Origin of the sequence: Pedobacter sp. V48, assembly GCF_000523515.1 — a bacterium.
Classification (GTDB): domain Bacteria; phylum Bacteroidota; class Bacteroidia; order Sphingobacteriales; family Sphingobacteriaceae; genus Pedobacter.
This window is the reverse complement of sequence record NZ_AWRU01000006.1, coordinates 137,202-159,525: the sequence shown is the minus strand read 5'-3', so window position 1 is coordinate 159,525 and position 22,324 is coordinate 137,202. Positions and strand designations below refer to the sequence as shown.

Annotated in this window: 15 protein-coding genes; all 15 read right to left on the bottom strand. The window is 39.8% G+C overall.

Annotated features, from left to right (window positions below; genetic code table 11):
- Window positions 1-10: 10 nt before the first annotated feature.
- The 15 genes from N824_RS05910 to N824_RS05840 all read right to left on the bottom strand — a co-directional run bounded on the left by N824_RS05910 (window position 11) and on the right by N824_RS05840 (window position 22,275).
- On the bottom strand, window positions 11-2,998 hold the full coding sequence (locus N824_RS05910; RefSeq protein ID WP_048904223.1) for a histidine kinase: 2,988 nt from the start codon (window positions 2,996-2,998) through the stop codon (window positions 11-13).
- Window positions 2,999-3,068: 70 nt separating this feature from the next.
- On the bottom strand, window positions 3,069-4,478 hold the full coding sequence (locus tag N824_RS05905; RefSeq protein WP_048904222.1) for a c-type cytochrome domain-containing protein: 1,410 nt from the start codon (window positions 4,476-4,478) through the stop codon (window positions 3,069-3,071).
- A 3-nt stretch (window positions 4,479-4,481) separates the two neighbouring features.
- Window positions 4,482-5,420: a sugar phosphate isomerase/epimerase gene (locus N824_RS05900; RefSeq protein ID WP_152541999.1), complete on the bottom strand. Its 939-nt coding sequence runs from the start codon at window positions 5,418-5,420 to the stop codon at window positions 4,482-4,484.
- A 35-nt stretch (window positions 5,421-5,455) separates the two neighbouring features.
- A complete protein-coding gene (locus N824_RS05895) occupies window positions 5,456-6,964 on the bottom strand; it encodes a DUF1501 domain-containing protein (RefSeq protein WP_048904221.1) in 1,509 nt (502 codons plus the stop codon).
- A 5-nt stretch (window positions 6,965-6,969) separates the two neighbouring features.
- The gene (locus tag N824_RS05890) at window positions 6,970-9,708 is read right to left on the bottom strand and encodes a DUF1553 domain-containing protein (RefSeq protein WP_048904220.1); all 2,739 of its coding nucleotides are present in this window, start codon (window positions 9,706-9,708) and stop codon (window positions 6,970-6,972) included.
- A gap of 273 nt (window positions 9,709-9,981) precedes the next feature.
- On the bottom strand, window positions 9,982-11,973 hold the full coding sequence (locus N824_RS05885) for a heavy metal translocating P-type ATPase (protein ID WP_048904219.1): 1,992 nt from the start codon (window positions 11,971-11,973) through the stop codon (window positions 9,982-9,984).
- Between the two features lie 45 nt (window positions 11,974-12,018).
- Window positions 12,019-12,450, bottom strand: a complete 432-nt coding sequence (locus N824_RS05880; protein ID WP_048904218.1) for a Fur family transcriptional regulator — start codon at window positions 12,448-12,450, stop codon at window positions 12,019-12,021.
- Between the two features lie 29 nt (window positions 12,451-12,479).
- The gene (locus tag N824_RS05875) at window positions 12,480-12,947 is read right to left on the bottom strand and encodes a VOC family protein (RefSeq protein WP_235207002.1); all 468 of its coding nucleotides are present in this window, start codon (window positions 12,945-12,947) and stop codon (window positions 12,480-12,482) included.
- A gap of 9 nt (window positions 12,948-12,956) precedes the next feature.
- On the bottom strand, window positions 12,957-13,583 hold the full coding sequence (locus tag N824_RS05870) for a class I SAM-dependent methyltransferase (RefSeq protein ID WP_048904217.1): 627 nt from the start codon (window positions 13,581-13,583) through the stop codon (window positions 12,957-12,959).
- A 36-nt stretch (window positions 13,584-13,619) separates the two neighbouring features.
- On the bottom strand, window positions 13,620-15,206 hold the full coding sequence (locus N824_RS05865; RefSeq protein WP_048904216.1) for a CotH kinase family protein: 1,587 nt from the start codon (window positions 15,204-15,206) through the stop codon (window positions 13,620-13,622).
- Between the two features lie 80 nt (window positions 15,207-15,286).
- Window positions 15,287-16,213: a TIGR01777 family oxidoreductase gene (locus N824_RS05860; protein ID WP_048904215.1), complete on the bottom strand. Its 927-nt coding sequence runs from the start codon at window positions 16,211-16,213 to the stop codon at window positions 15,287-15,289.
- A gap of 5 nt (window positions 16,214-16,218) precedes the next feature.
- Window positions 16,219-17,040: a hypothetical protein gene (locus tag N824_RS05855; RefSeq protein ID WP_048904214.1), complete on the bottom strand. Its 822-nt coding sequence runs from the start codon at window positions 17,038-17,040 to the stop codon at window positions 16,219-16,221.
- A 300-nt stretch (window positions 17,041-17,340) separates the two neighbouring features.
- Window positions 17,341-17,880: a tol-pal system YbgF family protein gene (locus N824_RS05850; protein WP_048904213.1), complete on the bottom strand. Its 540-nt coding sequence runs from the start codon at window positions 17,878-17,880 to the stop codon at window positions 17,341-17,343.
- 31 nt (window positions 17,881-17,911) lie between these two features.
- On the bottom strand, window positions 17,912-19,819 hold the full coding sequence (gene glgB, locus N824_RS05845; RefSeq protein WP_048904212.1) for a 1,4-alpha-glucan branching protein GlgB: 1,908 nt from the start codon (window positions 19,817-19,819) through the stop codon (window positions 17,912-17,914).
- Window positions 19,819-22,275, bottom strand: a complete 2,457-nt coding sequence (locus tag N824_RS05840; protein WP_048904700.1) for a glycoside hydrolase family 31 protein — start codon at window positions 22,273-22,275, stop codon at window positions 19,819-19,821. The genes glgB and N824_RS05840 overlap by 1 nt, the downstream gene beginning before the upstream one ends.
- Between the last annotated feature and the right edge of the window lie 49 nt (window positions 22,276-22,324).

Below are 22,324 nucleotides of genomic sequence, written 5' to 3'. Positions count from 1 at the left end.
TTTTACAAGTTTAATAAATCATGTTAAGATAAATATGAACAGCAGTACCCATTGCTTCATTGTGTTCGTTATACAGGTCCTCAATTACAATCTGACTGTCGCTACTCAACAGCTTCAGTCTGCTCGATGTAATATCTACCCCATAAGATTTATGTTTAAACTGACTTGGCATAAAAGATCCTGCAGCAACACGGCCAATGCCATTGTCTTTTATTGTGATATGTAATATGTTCTCATCATTTTTTTCTATCAATATTTCCAAAAGCCCCATCCCTTTTTTATTTCTTAACCCATGCCAAATGGCATTTTCAGCAAAGGGTTGCAAAATAAGCGGAGGTACTCTTAAAGATTCCGGATGGATATCCTTGCTGAACTTAATAATATACTCAAAACAATGCTCCAGGCGGACTGCTTCCAAATTCAGATAAAGCTTCAGGGTATCAAGCTCTTTATCCAGAGAAATAGCGGTGTGTTTAGAATTATCCAATATATTTCTCATCAGTTTAGAGAAGGTGGTAATGTACTCACTTGCCTCCTCCGTTTTATGTTCAATAACAAAGCTATTTATAGAGTTGAGCGTATTAAACATAAAATGGGGATTCATTTGAGATCTTAAAGCCTGCATCTCAGCATCTTTTAGCTTTCGTCTATATTGTTCTTCTAGCTTATGCTGATGAAACAAATACCTGTAAACGTAAACAATACCCAATATAATAAGCCCGAACATCAGGAACAAAAACCACTGCGTTTTATAAAATGGAGCTGGCAAATATACTTTTACCAATAGCCCTTTTGATTGCCAGTTCTCCATGTTGTCCCCAGCCTCAATTAATAAACTATAATCGCCGGGAGCAAGGTGTCTTAAAGACAATTCGGCCTTATTGCCTAAGTAATTCCATTTGGTCTCATCCTTAAATTTATAGCGGTATATTATTTTTCGCTTATCAATATATGTAAGTGAAGAGAAAAGCAGTTCCAGTTCTGTTTCCCCTTTCTTCAGCTCAATATTTGGATCATTGGTATTAATTGTTTTTCCATTTATCTTAATGCCACATAGTTCCAGTTTGTTTACCAATTGGGATCTTACAATTTTACTTACGTCAATAAAAGATAAACCATTCTCAACCCCAACAACAAGATTTCCATTTTTCAGTTTTCTAAATCCATAAATCAAATCGTCGCCTGGTAATCCATCTATTTGCGATATTCTGATTACTTTATCCGTATTCTTGTTGTAAACGTTCAACCCTTCCTCTGTCGCAAACCAAATATTTCCATTGTGGTCTTCTGTAATCCCTTCAACTCTATCATTTGCTACATCGTAGGTTTTAGTATTCAACAGCTTTTTTATCTCTCCCTTAGCATTAAGCAGGTTCCAACCCCCATATCCCGAAACCAGTACATTATTATTTGCTGCCGGGGCAATCCGGTTGTAATAATCGCCAGAAAACATAGAATGATTGGCATTTGCTTTAAACTTGCTTACCTCAGTAAAGGCCTTTTGCGATTCACTGTAAATGGTAATTCCGAAATCTTTTGGCATCCAGCCGATCAACCAGATCTTACCATCATTGTGAACATAGATATCATTCCACAAATTGTCCGACCAAAACTGCTTATCATTGGTCACCAAGCCATCCTGTTTTTCAAGAGAAGGCCATTTATAAACCTGAACCGGCTGTCCGGCAGGCAATACCCAAAGTTGTTTATTTTTATAAAGAATACATTTTCTTATTGCCCCATTTAAGGGTATTGCCAGCTTTTTAGCCTTTCCGTTATCAACTAGGAAAACACCAGTATTTGTACTTAAAAAAAGTTGACTGCCATTAAGGTGTAGGCTCTCGCATTTGGCATTTTCATCAGGTAGCGGCAGTCTGCGCCACCCCAATGCCTTATTGTAGATCCATAGTAAATTTTCCCTGCCACAGGTATAAATATCTCCATTGGGCATTTCAGCAATATCCACCAACATATTTCCCGGTTTTTGGAAATCAACGGGCAACATCTCATTACTTATCGAGGTGTACCGATTAAACAGCTTCACCAGCCCCTTATTTGTCGCTATCCAAATAACTTTGGTTTCGTTATTTACAATAACTTCATTAATGATCTGTCCTTGTGTTTTATAGAGCAATTTAGGTGTTAAGTCGGTATCGCTTATCAGATATACGAACTGATCTGAATACAATAACCTCTGGTTAACCCCATCAAATACTATTTTGCTTAATCCAATAATCCGGTCATCGTTGGGTAAAGACGGTAGTTGCTTAATCTCCTGCGTTACCAGATTATACTTTGCAAGCGATCCGTTAGTTGTACCAAAAAGGATTTCTTCTTTGTTGATTCGCAAAGCTGAAATATAGTTTAGGCTCCTTAATTTAGCATCGGGATGAATACTAAGTTTATCTGTACTCTTTTGCCAAACATATAGTCCGCGATTTGTAAACACCCAGATTTCGCCTTTTTGTATTTCTAAAAAAGCGATATTCCTCTTTATCTTATCAGGATTTTTATCGGTAAAGAATACCTTTCCCCTGGCACTGTTCGCATTATAATATTTAATGTTGTTAAAATCACTGCACCATATCTTATCCTCCGAATCAACAAAAATATTCTCAAAATGATCGTTGTTTGGATCGGTATCATGGTATTTATTGGCCACAACGACCTTTGGATTATCATAAAAGCTCTTTAATAAGCACAAGCCATTATAAAAATCATGATAATAAATAACGTCGTTCTTAACTAAAAGTGAGGTAATATTAGTAAGGGCTGCCGGATGCTCTAAGAAACGATAACCATCATATTGAGATAAGCCTCTCCTGGTTGCCAGATACAGATAACCATTTTTACTTAAAGTTAGCTGTCTCACAAAATCAGAGGGTAGTCCCTCATCAAATCTGATAATTTCATCCTTTAAATGACTTTGTGTCTTGCCATAAAAAGGCAAAATACAAAGCCACAATAAAATATAATTAACAGATGCTTTAATGCCCATTGTATATTAAACTTATCAATTTGCAACGTAATTTGCAAATGATCAGTTTATAACAATAAAGTCATCGTCTCTATTTGGCCACTGGGGGTTTCACTTCGGTTGTATCTTTTTCAAGAGTAGGCACAACATAGCCACCAAAATCCAGGGTCACTTTAGGAAATACCTTTTTAAGCGTTACCTCATCATCTTTAGTTATGCCTGTCTGATAGAGGTAAATACTATTTAACTCTTTTAAACCTTTTAACTGTTCAACTCCGGCAGCAGTAACTTTAGTACCAACAAGATTTACATATTGCAGATGACTTACCCCTTTAATCAACGTTACCCCTTTATCCGTAACCGCCGTTCTGCTTAAATTAAGACGGATCAGGTTATCGAGTTTGGCAATAGCCTGCATTCCTTTATCATCTAAAGCAGTATTGGCAAAATTAAGCCAAACCAATTGTTTATTTAATGGTTCTAAAAGCTTTAACACGTCAGCAGTTGCCTTTGCTGTCACAAAGCTGGCAGATAAATAATTACTGGTACTTAGCACAGGGATAACTACTACACCCGCCTGTTTAAGTTTCTCAATAGCAGCAGCGTCTGCTTTTCCAATTTCTTTTTCAGGAATATCTGCCAATTTATTTTCTTTTTTAGCAGCCCCGGTCTGGAAACTTAACAGAAGTGTCTTTTCCTTCTCCGATTGCTTAAAATCCTGCACCTTTTTGTTAAAGTCTGCCCCTTGCTTTACCCACCACTGCAGCAATTCAATCTCTTCAGCCGTAAGCTGGGGTTTTTCTTTTGGAGGCATATGATCTTCATTAGAAGGCGGTAAAAGCAATCTTTTAATCAGCTCGCTTTCTTCAGCACTTCCCGGAACCAATGTTTTACCATCCTCCCCCCCTTTTAATATAAAGTCCTTTCCGTCGAGTCTCAGCTTTCCTTTCTGTTTTTCTGCACCATGACAATTATAGCATCTGTTTTGCAACAGGGGTTGAACTATATGGGTATAGGCCATCGCCTGTTGTACATTTGCAATTGGTGGTATCGCAGCTTTTCCTTTCCCATCATCTTTTAACGCAGAACTGATATAATCAGATCCATGAGTAAGTGAGCCCCCATAATGCCCGGTAATGGTTATCAGAACAATTAGAACTACTGCTACCAGATTTAACAAGCCATCTTTAGCCTGCTTTTTGTACAAGGTATAAACAAGCAGCGAAATAACCGACACGCTAATGCCTAGCCATTGATGGATGCCAACCATATTGCTATCGTAATCTCCACTTTGCGACAATAAATAACCGCTTACTGATGAGAAAACAGCGCCCAGTCCTCCAAGTAAATAAATAAGAGGTACTGCCGGTCTTAATGCAGAAAACTTAACATTTGTAGTAAGCAGTTGAAAAAGACAGCCCAGCAATAAAATACCTATTGGTAAGTGAACAAGAATAGGATGAAACCGGCCGATAAGGTCGGGAATTGATAGTAATGTCATCTTTTACAACTGATAACGCTTGCGCAGCAGGTTCATCATATAAACATTTATCGCCCATTGGTCTGCCACGGGTTGTCGGGTGTAGGGTAAGGTCTGTAAGTAATCAGGTGGGCCAAATTCTGTTAAAATGGTCATCCTTTCTCCTTTCAATTTCTTACGTTCTATAACCTTATCCCACCATGCAAGATGTGCTTTTATAGCGCCATCCCATTCTGGCGCCCGCGGATCGTTAACCTGTGCTCCTTGCGGATGTCCAACTCTGGAATGAATATGACTTACCCTTTCAAGTGCAATATCAATAGTGGCTTTCTGATCGGCCAGCAGACTTTCATGTACCACACACCAGTGCGATATATCCAAAGTTAACCGCAAATCAGGATTTTTCTCAATAAAGTTTCTTGCAATAGGCGCACAGAAAAGCATTCGTCCACGATGCGTTTCATGATAAATCGGAACACCAGTTTCTTTGCTCTTCTTTGTAGTATAATCTATGAATAGCTTGTTCTCCTCATAGGTAAAATAATCTTTACCAGAATGACAATTCACATAAACAGGCTTCTGAAAGCTATTGCCTGTTGCTGCATCCAGATTTTTCTTAAAAGTATTTAAATGTGCTGTTGGCTCGCTCTGGCTGCCACCGCACAGAAAACCAACCTGTAGTCCATGTTTCTTTAATGCAGTAAATAAATTCGCCTGTGCTTTGCCGTCATCTCCCGGCCACCAAACCTCAATTCCCTCATACCCTTCCTTTTTTGCTAAAGCGCAAAACTCATCAGTAGTACCCGGAAAACCCCAATCGGTAGCCATAAATAACAATTCATAACCTGCCTTTGCTTTAACGTAAGGAATTTCCTGAGCAGCTATTTCGCCTAGTGGAATCAATAATCCGGCAGCTGTTGCCGTTGCAGTAGTTTTTAAAAAMKGWMGWSYGTYKTGKTGCATTTATAATTGCGGTAAAAGTTCTTTAAGTAAATTAATTAAGCAATAACATCATGGATAACCTTGCCTGCCACATCCGTAAGCCGGAACGGGCGACCCTGAAAAGGATAAGTGAATTTCTCATGATCAAAACCCAGTTGATTCAGTATGGTGGCCTGTATATCAAAGGCATCTACCTTACCGCTTATGCCGCTATATCCGATCTCATCAGTTTCTCCATGGGTAAAACCTTTTTTAACGCCACCTCCGGCCATCCAAATGGTAAAGGCATCCGTATGATGGTCTCTTCCATTATAAGGGTTCTGAACCCCGTTACGGTTCTCCATCATTGGCGTACGGCCAAACTCACCACCCCAAACAACCAGGGTTTCTTCGAGTAAGCCTCGCTGTTTCAAATCCAGCAATAATGCTGTAATAGGTTTATCAATACTGCGACATTTATTCTTCAATCCTATATTTAAAGAATTGTTAGGCCCATCGCCATGCGCATCCCAGCCCCAGTCAAATAACTGCACATACCTTACCCCTTTTTCTACTAATTTACGGGCAAGCAGAACATTATTTGCAAAGCAAGATTTGCCTGGTTGAGTTCCATACATTTCATGGATGTATTCAGGTTCATCATTAATATTCATCACCTCTGGTGCTGAAATCTGCATCCGGTAAGCCATCTCATATTGCGATATACGCGATAATATCTCAGGATCATTATAAGCGGCGTACTCTTGCTCGTTAGATGCATTAATGGCATCTATAGAAGCCTTACGCAAATCACGGCTCATTCCATGAGGGTCTTTGATAAACAGTACCGGGTCTCCCTCACTTCTGCATTGTACCCCCTGGTATACAGAAGGCAAAAACCCACTGCCCCATATGCTTTTACCGGCATCAGGAAAGCTTCCACCGCTGGTAAGCACCACAAACCCCGGAAGGTTCTGATTTTCGGTACCTAATCCATAAGTTGCCCAGCTGCCCATACTTGGCCTGCCCAAACGAGGGCTCCCTGTGTGGATTAATAACTGTGCAGGAGCATGGTTAAACTGATCTGTCGAAACTGCCTTTAAAAAACTAACGTCATCTACCATTGTAGAGAAATGCGGAAGGTTATCGCTAACCCATGCTCTGCTTTGGCCATGCTGTGCAAACTTTGCCTGCGGACCAAGCATTTTAGGCACTCCGGTAATAAAAGCAAATTTCTTACCTGCCAGCAAAGATTGCGGACAATCCTGTCCATCCATCTTCATCAGTTCCGGCTTATAGTCAAATAATTCCAGCTGAGAAGGCGCACCTGCCATATGCAGGTAAATTACACTCTTGGCTTTACCTAAAAAAGGTGGCGCCTTTGGCAATAAAGGATGCACCGGATCATACAAAATGTCATTATTGGTTTTACCCCCTAAACCACAGCTGCCTAACAAGGCGCCCATGGCCACCGCCCCAAGTCCCATTGCACTTTCTTTAAGGAAATGCCTGCGTGTAAAAGCCCTAAGTTCAGTTTCCTGAGCTTCCTTTACCAGGCGATGTGCGTTCAATTCATCTCTTGTCATTACAATTAGTTTTTTGTTACCGCTTCATCCAAATTCAACATTGCATTTGCCACAACCACCAGAGCAGCCGTTTCCGGATATTTATCCGTTTGCTGGCCTCCCAGAATTTGCTTTGCCTTATCCGGGTGCACTTTATAGTCATTTAGTGCAGTCAGATAAAGATTATCTAACACCTTAAGTTTAGCACCTGATATAGGCTTATACATCATCCACTCATATCCTTTGGCTATTTGGCTTTTTATTTCTTTTCCACCCTCCTTCTTCATTCTTAAAGCAAAATATTTAGCCATATCTATATACGCCGAATCGTTAAGCGTAACCAATGCCTGCAAAGGTGTATTCGTTCTGATCCTTCGTGGACTACAAACTACTCTTTGCGCACCATCAAAAGCAATCATAGAGGGGTATGGCGAACTTCTTTTCCAATAAGTATAAATCGCTCTTCTGAATTGATCTTCACCTGTAGCATTATTCCAGGTCGCTCCAYKSTMWKSCGAKYTYMRAATACCATTTGGCTGCCATGGCATTACACCGGGGCCATACATCTTGGCACTTAATATTCCACTCACAGAAAGGTGCTGGTCTCTGATCTGCTCTGCGGTTAGCCTCATTCTCGATCCACGTGCATAATACTTATTAAACAGATCTTTCTTTTTTGTATCCTCAGTAACTTTTGAATCTTGTCTGTATGTTGCACTCATCACCATTTCCTTAATCAACCGCTTCATGCTCCATTTATAATCGTTCATGAGTTGCCACGACAAATGATCCAGCAATTCTTTGTGAGTAGGGTTCATTCCCTGCGTGCCCATATCTTCAAGTGTTTCTACAATACCAGTCCCAAACAGCTGCTCCCATAAGCGGTTGGCCATCGTTCTTGACAGCAAGGGGTTCCTTTTATCAGTAAGCCACATGGCAAGCCCTAATCTGTTTTTTGGGGCATTGGCCGGCATGGCATAGGCTAAAGATTTAGGAACGCCTGCGTGTACTTCTGCTCCTGGTGTAATCCATGCGCCACGCTTAAACACAAATGTTTTACGCGATCTGTCAGACGGATTCTCGACCATAATAGGTATCGATTGTACATTGGCATTCAACAGCGTCCAGAACGATGCTTTATTTTCTTCATAACCTGGTTTACCTTTCCCAGGAAACTGTGGCGAAAAGCGGAACCAATCAAAATATACAATAACCTCGTCCTTATTAGTTGATGTTGGATTAGTATAAGTTAGGTAAACATCATGCACGCCTGTTTGAACCTTAAAATCAACAGCCAGATTACGGTAGCCAGGGCCCTCAGGAACTTTCCACGAGGCAATTACCGGTCCGCCAGGTTTATCTAACCTTAATTGCATACTTCCACCCGGCTTCCCAGATGAATATCGATAGATCAGCTGATCAACCTTATTAAGGTTCACCGCAGGAATCCTTGCTACAGCATTATTTTTAAAGAACAGTGCGATGTTGTTATTACCTATAATCGCATTTACCATACTATCAGCGATAACAGAGTTGATAACCGGTTGACCCGTTTTTAAGAATTTATGAATCTCTTTTGATTTCTCAGGCGACACATTGACCTTTAACCATTCAGTTAATGAAGTCAATTTTGTTTGTAAGGAATCGTCATACTGTCTTAACAAAGGATATTCCGACGAAATATCTTCATCCCTTGTATTGTTAAAATAGGCCATGAATTTATAAAATTCATCATGCTTAAAGGGATCATACGGATGGCTGTGACATTGTACACACGCAAATGTTGTACTCAGCAATCCTTCCCAGGTAGTATTAACACGATCCAACACCGCAGCAACCCTAAACTCTTCATTATTTGTACCACCCTCATCATTGGTCATGGTATTTCTTTGAAATGCTGTAGCTATATATTGTGCGTCCGTAGGATCTGTAAAAAAATCACCTGCTATCTGTTCAGTAACAAATTCATTGTAAGGCATATCCCTATTAAATGCACGGATTACCCAATCGCGGTACTGCCAGATGTTTCTACCAACATCAGCCTCGTAGCCTTTAGTATCTGCATATCTGGCAACATCTAACCACATGGATGCCCATTTCTCTCCAAAACGTTGAGAGGCCATTAATGAATCTACTAAGATTTGATAGGCTTTATCGCCATCTTTGGCTGCTAAGTATTGTTCTGCAAGTTTTTTTGGAGGTGCCATACCGATCAGATCCAGACTGGCTCTTCTTAATAAAGTTGGTCTGTCAGCCTCGGCAGATGGTTTTAATTCCTGTTCATCCAGTTTTTCAAGGATGAACTTATCAATATCATTCTTAGCCCAGTCGCCACTGACATCTGGTATTTCTACCTCTTTTACTGGCAAATAAGCCCAATGGTCACCCCATTTTGCACCTTGTTTTATCCACCTTTTAAAAATGTCTATCTCATCTTCATTGAGTGCTTCATGTTTGTAAGGCATGCGCTCTTCAGGATCTTTGCTTAGCAAGCGTTTTATCAGCTCACTTCCATCGGGATCTCCAGGAATAATAGCAGGCTTACCACTTTTAGTAGCAGCAATTGCTTCTTCATGGAATAACAAGCTAAATCCTCCTTGTTTTTTCACGCCTCCGTGACAGGAAATACATTTTTTGTTAATAATAGGTTTTACTTCAGTATTGAAATCCACTTTCTTATCATACGACATCAGCAGTGAACATACAATCACTACAGCAAAAAGGACAAGCAGGACCAATAGTTTCTTGTTGCGAAAAAATTTCATAACGACATTACAATATTTGGCTTCAGTGTGTTAATGTAAATTACCTATTATTTCACATAAAAACCTAACAGCCAGTGCAAAAGTTTCTAACAAGAGGAATCAAAAACAAGCAAAAAACCCTTTTAATTAGCAAAACAAACCTTTGCGCAAAATTTTCAATGTCGATGCAACTTTTTCAAAAATTTGGCCTAATGATTAAAAGCGAATCCAAAGGGGGTATCGTCGTCATCCTGAGTTTATCTCAGGATCTCGCAATCACTATTCAAAACCTACCTAAAATTTAATATTCTGTATTCTCACGGCATTCAGAATAGCAAGCAGTGCCACACCCACATCAGCTATCACCGCTTCCCACAATGTAGCCACACCACCGGCACCTAAAATCAATACAGCAACCTTCACAATCATAGCCAGAGCGATGTTTTGCCAAACTATACTGCGTGTAATCTTACCAATCTTTATTGCAGTTACAATTTTTGATGGCTGATCGTTCTGTATTACAATATCGGCAGTTTCGATGGTAGCATCACTCCCCAATCCACCCATAGCAATTCCGGCATCCGCCAATGCCACAACAGGCGCATCGTTTACACCATCACCAATAAAAGCAATCTTTAAATTCTTATCCTTAAGCGCTTGCACTTTCTCCACCTTATTTTCAGGTAAAAGATCACCAAATGCCTCATCAATACCTAAAAAGGCAGCCACCCTGCTCACCACACTTTGCTTATCACCACTTAGCATTACTGTTTTTATACCCAAGGCATGCATATCCGTAATGGCCTGTTTCGCATCTTCTTTTACTTCATCCGCAATAGTGATATAACCGGCATATATCTTATCAATGGCTACAACTACTACACTATCGGTAATGTCATTGATGGCATTATCATAAGCTATATTAAACTTTTTAAGCAATTTCGCATTACCTGCAAGCACTTCCCTGCCATCAATAATTCCTTTTAAACCATGACCGGCAATCTCTTCAACCTGCGCTATTTTTATTCCTGAGATTCCATTTCCAGCATATTCCTTAACTGCTACAGCAATTGGATGGGTTGATTTACTTTCAAGTGCAGCAGCTATCCTTACAAATTCTTTTTCATTATATCCGTTAGCCACAACTACCTTTTGCACATCAAAAACTCCTTTGGTAAGCGTTCCTGTTTTATCCATTACTACCGTATTTACAGTAGTAATTACATCCAGAAAATTAGACCCTTTAAACAATATACCATTCTTAGATGCCAGGCCAATCCCGCCAAAATACCCCAGGGGGATAGAAACCACCAATGCACAAGGACAACTAATTACCAGGAATACCAGCCCCCTGTACAACCAATCGCTAAAGTTATAATCGGCTACAAAAAAATAAGGGACTGCAACCACAAGAACAGCCAATAAAAACACTATTGGAGTATACACTTTGGCAAAGCGCGAAATGAATAATTGTGTTTGAGATTTCCTGGCCGTAGCGTCTTGCACCATTTCAAGAATTTTACTCAGCTTACTATCTTTAAACAAGGCGGTAACCTTTAATTCGGCAAGTTGATTCAGGTTAATCATACCGGCAAGCACAGATTCCCCTTTTTCTTTATTATCCGGCCTGCTTTCGCCAGTCAGGGCAGCAGTATTAAATGTTGCCTTATCCGATGTCAACACCCCATCAAGCGCTACCTTTTCTCCCGGTTTAACCTGTATAATTTCATCAATTTGAACCTCAGCAGGCAGCACATTAACTACCTTTCCATCTCTAATCACATCCACACTCTCCGGCCTGATATCCAGCAAAGCCTTAATACTCCGTTTTGCGTTACTAACTGCCGAGTCCTGAAACCATTCTCCTATAGAATAGAATACCATTACGGCAACACCCTCACTATAAGATCCAATTGCAAAGGCTCCAATAGTAGCCACACTCATCAGAAAAAACTCATTAAAAAAATCAAGTCGTATTGCTTTTCGAAATGCCAGGGCAAGCACGTCATATCCCGCCAATAAATAAGCAGGAATAAAAACTGCTAATTGAATAACATTGCTAAACACAATCCCGAACCCATACTCCAACACCATCATAACAATGATAACAGCCAGCGCTGTTAATAATGGCCAATGTCCTATTATTCCTGACGGTTCCTCGGCGCCATGGTTGTGCCCGTCATCATCAGCATGTTCGTGTTGATGGTTCTCTTTATGGGCGTGTGTTGCTGCTTTTTTGGGTTCCTCAACCGCACAGCAATCCTTATGATGATTTGATAATTGCATAACTCTAAATATATAGCCAAAGGTACAGGCTACAGCTATGCAATGCTATTGCAAAGGTATAGAAGGATTACACTGATCGCATATTCCTTTAATAATGAGGTTCATCTCCTGACGAAAGAAATTAATAGGCAGTGAGATATCTGGTATTTTGGTATTTGGAAGACAAAATGTTTCCTTACATGTATTGCAATAAAAATGAACATGAAGGTCATGATGGTTTTTTCCATCACAATCTTCTTCGCATAAAGCATATTTTGTGGCACCGGTGCCGTCCTCAATACTATGCACAAGCCCCTTTTCTTCAAATGTTTTCAATGTCCGATAAAGCGTAATCCTATCCGATGGAGCCATCCCTCTTTCGAGATCGTTTAAACTGATGGCCGCATTTTGCCTGGTTAAAAACTCCAGCACTAACAAACGCATAGCGGTGGGATTCACATCTTTTACCTTTAATTTATTCTCAATGTCTATTATCATAAGCCTTGCACTTTTTATTGAAAATCATGTTATTTATGATCGTCGTTCACTTCAAGCCAATGGCCATCCGGATCTTTAAAATAAACTTGTTTTATACCATCAACCCTTAAAGTAACTGCCTTACGTGTTCCCGCCCAGTCTTCAAATTCAATTTTCTTAACATTTAGCAGCGTAATGAACTTGTCCACAGAAGGCACACTAAAACATAAATGTTCATTCTTATCATGCTCCACGCCTGCTTTTGCACCTTGAATTAAATGCAGGTGTCCGGCTGGACCTATCGAGAACCAAGTATGTCTGCCGTCTTTAAATGGCTCAGGTATGATTTCCAGATCAAAAACATCTTTATAAAATGCTGTAGACTTAGCCAGATCAGTAACATACACTGCAATATGATTTAGAACTGCTCCTTGTTGCTTCTTTTCTGCTTGCGCCATTGACTTTTGGAACGGGGTTAACATTATCAGACTTAAAACGATTATTGTAAGGGTTTTCATATAGAATGATTAGGATTTCTTGAACAAGATGGTTAAAATTCTTGGAATATCTGTTCTGTTATTGTCATCAAAATACTCCTCAACATCAACCAATGTCAGTCCATGCTTTTTACCAGCCTGAATAAAATCAGATATATTATGGTTAAAACAATCTACAATCTGCTTGCCGTCTTCCGTGTCAAATCTGGCTTTAGTACCTGTATATTGCTTAAAAGGGTGCAGTTCACCGATGTACACATAACCCTCAGGATTTAAAGATTTAGATACCTGATTAAAAACATAATCCAGGTTATCGATGTGTTCTAATATCAAACTAAAAGTCACCAGATCATATAAGCCATCTCTAAAATTCCAGCGGGCAGTAATATCTGCTTGTTTAAACTCAACCCTGTTAGATGTTATTTTATCTTTTGCTCTGGCAAGCATTTGATCTGAAAGATCAACCGCTGTAATCATTGCGGCTTTTCCAATCAGCCATTCTGTATTTTTCCCTGTTCCACAACCAATCTCCAAAACTTTATTAAATGGAACACGGGCAAGGCATAATTTTAACGCCAAACCCTCCAGATCTCTTGTTTTATTATCGTTAGTATCGTATTGCGCAGCCCAGATGTTATAAGCTTGTTTAGTATTCATAAAGCAAAAATAATAAAAATCCCTCTTTTTCTTAAGCTATTGGTATTCGCTGCTGTTGAATTTCGTATCCAGCCAGTCTATATGCCTAGTCAGGAAATTTTTCAGGTATGCAACTTCTCCTTCATATGATCCCGACACCTGGAGCTCTAAATACGACTGCTTCTTTAAAATATCCCATGTGGTAAAATTCCTGACCTGCGAAACTGCCAGTTTCTTAGAAAGCGGTATTGTTGCATCAGGCAATGTTTTTATTTTGGCTTTCAGCTCGTTCCATCGTTCTCTTATTCTCTGCCTGAAGGCAGGATCCTCCATTAATCTCTTAAACCATATCTTAGGTTCAAAGGCTGAATTAGACATTAACCCATTTACCTGATCACCCAAGCGATTATCGTTATTTGCCGCCTTATCAAAATCCCACACAGGTCCAACATAAATCTTATCGTCGTTACGTTTTTTAAACATATAGGTGCTCCTAAATGCGTCGGGATTACCAATTACTTCATTTACAATATAAAAATCGACATAGCTATTTACGTCAAAATACTTTCTGTAACCATTTACCGGATCGGTAAAATCAGCCGAATACAAAGCGTCTTCCAGTTTCTGGAAGTGGTTTTTGATATAATCCTTTTGCTCCTTATTGATCTTATCTTCATCAGGATACTTAATTACAAAAGGCATATTCTTTTCTGTCTTAAAATATACTGGCTCGCCACTAGCAAATAAGTCCTGCTCTATCAAATATCCTCCTGTAAGATCAGGCAAGGCGGTGGTACCATCAGGTTGCTCTTCAATATCAACCAGTCCCTTGCCTTCTTTAATCTGTTCAGTTAGCTGATAATTACCAATAAACAATCCGTTTAAATATACTTCAACATATCTCGAATTTGTAGTAAAAGCACGCCCCATATTTCTGCTCAGTGTAAAAGCGAGTTCATTGCGCATCAAAGTTTTGTCGGCATAATTAGCTAAAAGCGTCCAATTCTTACTTTCTGCCATACCCAGCAGACCTGCTTTTTTATCGAGTTTAATGCGATAAGGCTTCTTAGGCATATCATACCAAGTCGAATTGCCCCTTCCCTTTATTTCCGTCTTACCTTCGTAAACTACATCTTTAAAATTGCTGACTAACTTTAAGGAACCCGTTACATAAGTATCCTTACTGGTGATAGGAACATTATTTGTATTGATGTAAAGTGCCGCAATACCATTATCAGTGAACTTAACAACATAGGTCTTTTTGGAATTATCTTCAGCTACTACACTGTAACTTACCAAACGTGTAAAGTCATTAACCGTTGTATCGCTTTTCTGGGTTACCTCGCCAACAACGATCTTTGCCCCGTCATAAGTAAAAGACGGTATCAGCTTACTGATATCCGTTCCGGCAAATGCCCTGGCATATATGGTATCGCCTACAATCTCGCCGTTAACATCATTTACCAGAACATGGTTCTTCTTGGCGCTAAAGCTAAATGTTTTTAACTGCTTGTCGGTTTTTGGTATTACCTGCGGATCCTCATGCTTATCATCCTTCTTACAGGAAGAAATGACCACAAGCGCTGATACAAAAAAAATCCATTTGCACCAGTTCTTACCGGATTTTAAAGTTATACAGATCATAAGCCTTAGTATATTTGGCTAATCAAGATAAAGATTATTTCTGATAACTACTCAGATATAGAAGCCCTTATGAAACACCGCTAAACCCTAATACTTAAAATATCATGAATAGCGTGTTTTGCATTAGGAAACTGAAATACAAAACCTGCTTCAAGCAAACGCTTCGGTGCTACCCACCTGCTCTTTAAAACCAATTCTGTTTCTGAACCTATCAGAAACATACCAATTTCCAATAACCACTGCGGACTAGGCAATCCAAAAGGAATACCGTAAGCCTTGCGGATCAAGCGCATCAGCTCCATATTTTTAACTGCCTGCGGGGCAACACAATTAACCACACCTACAAGTTCTCCGTTATTTGACAACCATTCCGTGCATCTGGCTACATCATGTTCATGAATCCATGAAACGTATTGCTGTCCGTCGCCCTGACGTCCACCTAAACCGAATTTAACAAGGTTAAGCAGACGAGGGAACACACTGTCATTTCTACCCAAAACAATCCCCATCCGCAAGGCAACTTTACGTGTTAAAGCTGTTTCTGTTTCAAAGAATGAAGCTTCCCATTGTTTACAAACATCTATAGAAAAGCCATAACCAATTTCTCCTGTATATTCATCCTGTTGATGGTCTTCCGCATGGCGATAAATTGTGGCAGAAGTTACATTGATCCAAAGTTTTGGAGGGTTGGTCATTTCGGCTATTACTTTATTTAACAGTCTGGTGGGTACTGTTCTTGAGGCGATGATCTCTTCCCTGTTCTTTTCATTATAACGGCAGTTTACATTTTTCCCGCAAAGGTTGATGAGCATATCTGCATCCTTAAGGGTTTCGGTCCACGGCCCTCCAGTTCTTCCGTCCCATAAAACTGTTTCCACATTATCTTCAGCAGCTTTATTTTTTCTGCTGAGGATCACCACCTGTCTGGCAATAGTTTTATAGTAGTTGGCTAAAACATTACCCAGATAACCGTTACCCCCAGCCAGAACTATTTTTGCGTATTTCATATTCTTTAGATAAAAAGGATCAGTAAAAGAACAATTATTCTGTACAGCACCCAGGTTAAGGTAGGCATATATCCTAACTTTAAAATGCCCATTCGCCTAAAGTGTTCCAGGAACATAACACCGGCCACCCCCATAAAATAAGCAGCATAAAAAAGCGCAGGCAACGCCAAAAAATTAGCCATCAACAAAGCAGGCAACAGCAATAAAGAACCTGCAAAAGATATCGTCATCATATTTCCCAGGTACGCCCACTTTTTATCCCATGCCATGATGCTTACCACCACTGCCTGAAAAATAATTTGTCCGCCACAAATAAAATACTCTCTGTAAGCACCCCCAACAGGCATCAGCTCTTTTAATAAACCTGCATAATGTGTAAGTATAAAACTGGCCATAAACCAGGTGAATACTAAATATGCAATGCGATACCTCAATTTAAAAGTAGGCTGGATTGCAAAGCTATCTTTTGTAATTTCCGCAGGGATAATTACTTTTCTGTTGTAAGATACAAAAGCGTATACCTTACTCATTATCCAGATAAAAGGTTTAAGAGAAAATAATGGGCCCAACAGGGGGATTGAATTTGCAAGCACTTTAAACAGGCTGTTTATGCCATAAGTTACCTGCCCTGTTTCGGTATCAACCAGTGCAATTTCATTAACTGCCCGCTGCTGGTCCACATATGGACAAACATTTTGCGGCATGTTCTGATAAGGTTGCGCTCCTGTCGGTTCAAGCATTCCAACCTTAGTAAAGCCTTTGGTATACAGCTTGCACATAGGGCATTCTGCATCAAAAAGGATCAAGTGGTTTTTTAAGCTTTTCATAAATCAAATGTAAGAACAAATTATTAAACTTTCAAAACTTATTGAAAGTTTAATTTCAAAAGTCAATACTATTACTTGAACCTAATTAAAATTCAAAAATCGATGACATCGAAAATTCTTTGCAATATTATACTTCGATTCCTAATAAATTAGACCATTTCATTTCTGTCGACAAAAAACTTCAGAAGACTGGAGTTCCGATTTTATCAGTATTTACAGCAGATCATTTCCTGAATGGAATTTATAAAGATTAAAAACGAATTAAAGCTCAACAGGAATAAGTAACAACAGATTTCAATATTACAATTTACCGGAAAGTTCTTTTGCTTTTTCGTAATTCGCTGTGCCTTGGGGAATTTTGGATAACCAAATTAAGGCCTCTTTTTTGTTGTCTTGTTTGATATAACTCAATGCCACATAATAGGCAGCGTCATATTTAAACGCTGACTCTCCTTCGTACAATTTCTTAAGCACAGTTCTTGCCTCATGTTCCTGGGAATTCTTTATCAGTGTAATAGAAAAATAATAAGACAACAGTGGATCCTGCGGGTTACTCATATATTCTCTTTGCATGATCTTACGTGCAGCGGTGTAATCGCCAGAGTTATATAGTTCAGCCGCTTTATTAAGCACTCCGGCACTTTCACCACGCTCTGTTACCGACATTTGTTTGCTGATCTCATATTTATCATACAGGCCTGAAGACCATGGTGCCCAAATAAACAAACCAACACCTAAAACTACAACGATACCAATCCATATGATAAAAGTTTTATAGTTTGCTTTCTTAAGAGGAGTCCCTGCTTGTTTGCCTTCTTTTGAAAAATCTGTACTAGCCATTAACGAGTTATAATAAAATACTGAAATAAGATTATTTAGCCTGCTTTAAAACCAATGCTCCCAATGGGGGGATATTTAAAGAGATAGAATACTCCCGGCCATGGCAGTTCTCTTTTAATGGTAATAAAACTGCTTCATTCAACTTTCCACTTCCAAAAAACTCCTCGGCATCCGTATTGAATATTTCTTTCCATTTAGCCTTAAACGGCAAACCTACAAGGTAGTTTTCGCGGAAAACAGGAGTAAGATTCAGAATTACAATAAGCGTATCTTTTGCTTTTAACCCTTTCCTAAGGTAAATGTAAACGGAATGCTGGGCATCATCGGCATTGATCCATTCAAAGCCCTCGTGCGAAAAGCTGTGTTCGTATAGCGCCGGTTCAGATTTGTATAGCTTATTGATGGCCCTAACGGTTTTCTGCATTCCTAAATGAGGAGGATGCTGCAATAGGTGCCAATCTAATGAATTCTTAAAATCCCATTCATGTGTTTGAGCAAACTCATTACCCATAAAAAGTAACTTGGTACCCGGTTGGGTAAACATATAAGCATACAGCACACGCAGGTTGGCAAATTTTTGCCACTCATCGCCTGGCATTTTATAAATCATTGAAGATTTGCCATGCACTACCTCATCATGAGAAAAAGGTAGCATAAAGTTTTCACTAAAAGCGTAAGTAATGCTAAAAGTGAGTTGATGATGATGATATTTCCTGTTAAGCGGATCGTTTTTAAAATATTTTAACGTATCGTTCATCCAGCCCATCATCCATTTCATTCCGAAACCAAGACCGCCGGCAAATACAGGATGTGTTACCCCCGGATAGGTACTGCTTTCTTCCGCAATGGTATGTACCCCCTCAAAGGCACCATACACGGCTTCATTAAGGTCTTTAAGGAATAATGTTGCACCAAGGTTCTCACTTCCGCCAAACTCGTTGGTAGCGGCTTCTTCGGCCTTTCTGGAGAAATCAAAGTAAAGCATGGATGCCACAGCGTCTACACGTAGTCCATCTGCGTGGAATTTATCCAACCAGTACATTGCATTACTGATCAGGAAAGACCTTACCTCGTTTCTGTCGTAATTAAAGATGTATGATTTCCAATCGGGATGAAACCCTTTGCGCATATCGGCATGCTCATACAAATGGGTCCCATCAAATTTGAAAAGCCCATGAGCATCGCCGGGAAAATGCGAAGGAACCCAATCCAGTATAACCCCGATATTGTTTTTATGCAGTTCCTCGATCAAAAACATGAGCTCCTGCGGAGTTCCATGTCTGGAGCTTGCTGCAAAATAACCTGTAATCTGATATCCCCATGATGGGTAATACGGATACTCCATAATAGGCATCAGCTCTACATGGGTAAAGCCCATGTCCAATACATAAGGCACCAGGCTTACGGCTATTTCTTTGTAGGTTAATACCCTTTTTGGTTCTGATGGATCGCGCTGCCACGAGCCAAGATGTACTTCATAAACCGACATAGGTGTATTCAGTGCATTTGCTTTTGGGCGCTTATTTAGCCATGTTTTATCCTTCCAGGTGTAATCTGTATCCCATACAATAGAAGCGGTTCTTGGTGGATGCTCCCATTTGGTAGCAAAGGGATCGCCTTTTTCTATATCGCTGCCATCAAAACCTTTAATGGCGTATTTATAGACTTCGCCTTTACCGATGTTTGGGATAAAACCCTCCCATATGCCAGAGGAATCTAATCGCCTGTTAAGCTGGTGCGATGTTTTGTTCCATTGGTTAAAATTTCCGGTAACATTTACTGCCTGGGCATTAGGTGCCCAGACAGCAAAGTAAGTTCCATCCGTTTTATTGTGTTGTATTAGGTGTGCACCAAATTTCTCATACAACCGAAAATGCTTGCCTGAAATAAATAATGAGATATCAAAATCGCTAAATAAACTGTAGGCAAGCACTTCCATTAATTATAGATTTTTATTGTGGTGAAATTCTTATTTGATTTAAAACGCAAGCAATTACGCTCATCCAAAGTATAATCGGTGATTTCATGATCATCAACCGTGATTTTATTTACGTTGAACGGCAAGCCCACAATATTGTAATTATACAGCTCGTAATTAGGAGTATACAACCCACTTCTCGACTGCTCAATGGTTAGTGCGTACTGCGTTCCTTTGACACTGAATTTTTTCTCTGAATAGATGTCCTGCTCATAGGCAAATGTATCACCATGATCTTCGTACAAGAACGAATTCACTTCATAATCAGAAAAATAAACGTTAAGCAATACCTCATCAATGTCCTTTTCTCCAACATATTGCATTACAGGATATTCCGGAATTACGGAACCTGCTCTAACAAATAGGGGCATATGATCTAAAGGTGTAGCAATACTGTGCTCGCTCTCTCCGGTTAATACTTCATGCGTCCAGAAGTTATACCATTTTCCTTTTGGCAGATAAACCATACGGGAGGCTGCACCTTGCTCTAAAACAGGGCAAACCAATATTTTATCACCAAATGTAAACTCATCCTGGCGGTAACCGTTGCTGATATTTTCTTGCTCAAGCATTACCAATGGTCTTAAAATTGGGAAACCATAACGGTGATGCTCCCAGAATACCGAATACAGATAAGGAAGCAACCTGTATCTTAATTCAATGTATGTTCTGTTGATACTGGTATATGGCTCTCCAAAACTCCATGGTTCTCTTTCAGCTGTATCGCCGGCAGAGTGTGCACGCATAAACGGAGAGAAGGTTCCTAACTGGATCCATCTTGTAAATAATTCCGGATCTGGCTCTCCACTGAAACCTCCTATATCGGTTCCGCAAAAAGGTACACCTGAAACGGACATACGCTGACATTGGATGTTACCAATTTTTAAATGTTCCCATGTAGCTACGTTATCACCCGTCCACACACAACCATAACGCTGCATACCAGAATACCCCGCACGGGTAATGGTAAACGGACGTTTATTGCGCATTAGCTTTTTCAAGCCATCGTAAGTTGAGCGTACCATTTGCATACCATAAACATTATGGGCTTTACGGTGCGAACCCCTATAGCCATCGTAGTTATGTCTTACATCGTTAGGGAATGTTCCCGAACCAAATACTGCCGGCTCGTTCATATCGTTCCATACTCCTGCAACGCCTATATCTACTAATTCTTTGTATAAGTTACCCCACCACTCTCTTACGTTTGGGTTGGTAAAATCAGGGAACTGACATCTTCCCGGCCAAACATGGCCTTCCATAAAATAGTCGTCGCTACGGCGACAGAAATAGTTGTTTTCCTTACCTTCTTTAAATACCCAGTAGTTATCATCAACTTTAATACCCGGATCTATCATTACAACGGTTTTGAAACCATCGTTTGCCAATTCCTTGATCATCCTTTTAGGATCAGGGAAATGACTTTTGTTCCAGGTAAAGCAACGGTAGCCATCCATATAATCTATATCCAGATAAATGGCATCGCAAGGGATATTACGGGACCTAAAGCCTTCTGCTATTTCTTTAACCTTCTTTTCAGGATAATAGCTCCACCTGCACTGGTGGTAACCCAAGGCCCATTTTGGAGGCATTGGGTGCGTTCCTGTTAAGGTTTGATATCTTTTTACCACGTCCATCATGTGCGGTCCATGGATGTAATAGTATTGCAATTCACCACCATCGGCCCAGAAGCTGGTTTTCGAGTTGTCTTCTCTTCCAAAGTCGAAATAAGAACGGAAGGTATTATCGAAGAAAATACCATAAGCCGCCTGCTCGTTTACACCAACGTAAAATGGAATGGTACGGTACAAAGGATCCTGATCCCAACCAAACGAGTATGCATCGGTATTCCAGTTTTGGAAATGACGCCCTCTAAGGTTCATGTTTCCTGATTTATCGCCAAGACCAAAGAAGTTTTCTTCTGACCCACATTTTTTAGTGGCATATACATAGTAGCCACCAAATTCTATATTTTCTTCCCAATGCATTGGTGTAGCATCTTCACTCATCACCTTCTGGTTCAGATTATCTGTGAAAGAGATGTGGAAATCGCCCTTTCTTACTTTACAGGTAACGGTATTGGTTGATATCGCGTAATATTCTGGCAGTTCTTCGAATTTAAAGGTGGTTACCTTTTGGTCCACCACCGGAACCGCATAAGAGAAATCATCCAGAAAAACACCATGTGGTGCCAGTCTAACTCTGATAATTTCGTCGCTTACTATTCTAATTTCAACTTTAGCATCCCCATCAGCAAAGAAAAACTTATTTCCAACTGTAGTAACACTTTGTACCGGACTAAGGTATTTTTTAACTATTGGTTTTATATCCGTTACCGGATTGTTTAAATGCTGAACTTGCTCCTCAACAATTTCCTTTGTGATTATATTATTTATTGTTTCTTTATTTTCTTCCATGAAAAATCGCTTTAGTAAAAATTTGCCCCCCTTTTGATCATGTAATAGA

Excerpts from the sequence above, each read along its gene's own strand:
- N824_RS05910 (WP_048904223.1), bottom strand. The coding sequence starts at position 2,998 with ATGGGCATTAAAGCATCTGTTAATTATATTTTATTGTGGCTTTGTATT.
- N824_RS05850 (WP_048904213.1), bottom strand. The coding sequence starts at position 17,880 with ATGGCTAGTACAGATTTTTCAAAAGAAGGCAAACAAGCAGGGACTCCT.
- N824_RS05865 (WP_048904216.1), bottom strand. The coding sequence starts at position 15,206 with ATGATCTGTATAACTTTAAAATCCGGTAAGAACTGGTGCAAATGGATT.
- N824_RS05895 (WP_048904221.1), bottom strand. The coding sequence starts at position 6,964 with ATGACAAGAGATGAATTGAACGCACATCGCCTGGTAAAGGAAGCTCAG.
- N824_RS05840 (WP_048904700.1), bottom strand. The coding sequence starts at position 22,275 with ATGGAAGAAAATAAAGAAACAATAAATAATATAATCACAAAGGAAATT.
- N824_RS05875 (WP_235207002.1), bottom strand. The coding sequence starts at position 12,947 with ATGAAAACCCTTACAATAATCGTTTTAAGTCTGATAATGTTAACCCCG.
- glgB (WP_048904212.1), bottom strand. The coding sequence starts at position 19,819 with ATGGAAGTGCTTGCCTACAGTTTATTTAGCGATTTTGATATCTCATTA.
- N824_RS05885 (WP_048904219.1), bottom strand. The coding sequence starts at position 11,973 with ATGCAATTATCAAATCATCATAAGGATTGCTGTGCGGTTGAGGAACCC.
- N824_RS05905 (WP_048904222.1), bottom strand. The coding sequence starts at position 4,478 with ATGACATTACTATCAATTCCCGACCTTATCGGCCGGTTTCATCCTATT.
- N824_RS05880 (WP_048904218.1), bottom strand. The coding sequence starts at position 12,450 with ATGATAATAGACATTGAGAATAAATTAAAGGTAAAAGATGTGAATCCC.
- N824_RS05870 (WP_048904217.1), bottom strand. The coding sequence starts at position 13,583 with ATGAATACTAAACAAGCTTATAACATCTGGGCTGCGCAATACGATACT.
- N824_RS05855 (WP_048904214.1), bottom strand. The coding sequence starts at position 17,040 with ATGAAAAGCTTAAAAAACCACTTGATCCTTTTTGATGCAGAATGCCCT.
- N824_RS05860 (WP_048904215.1), bottom strand. The coding sequence starts at position 16,213 with ATGAAATACGCAAAAATAGTTCTGGCTGGGGGTAACGGTTATCTGGGT.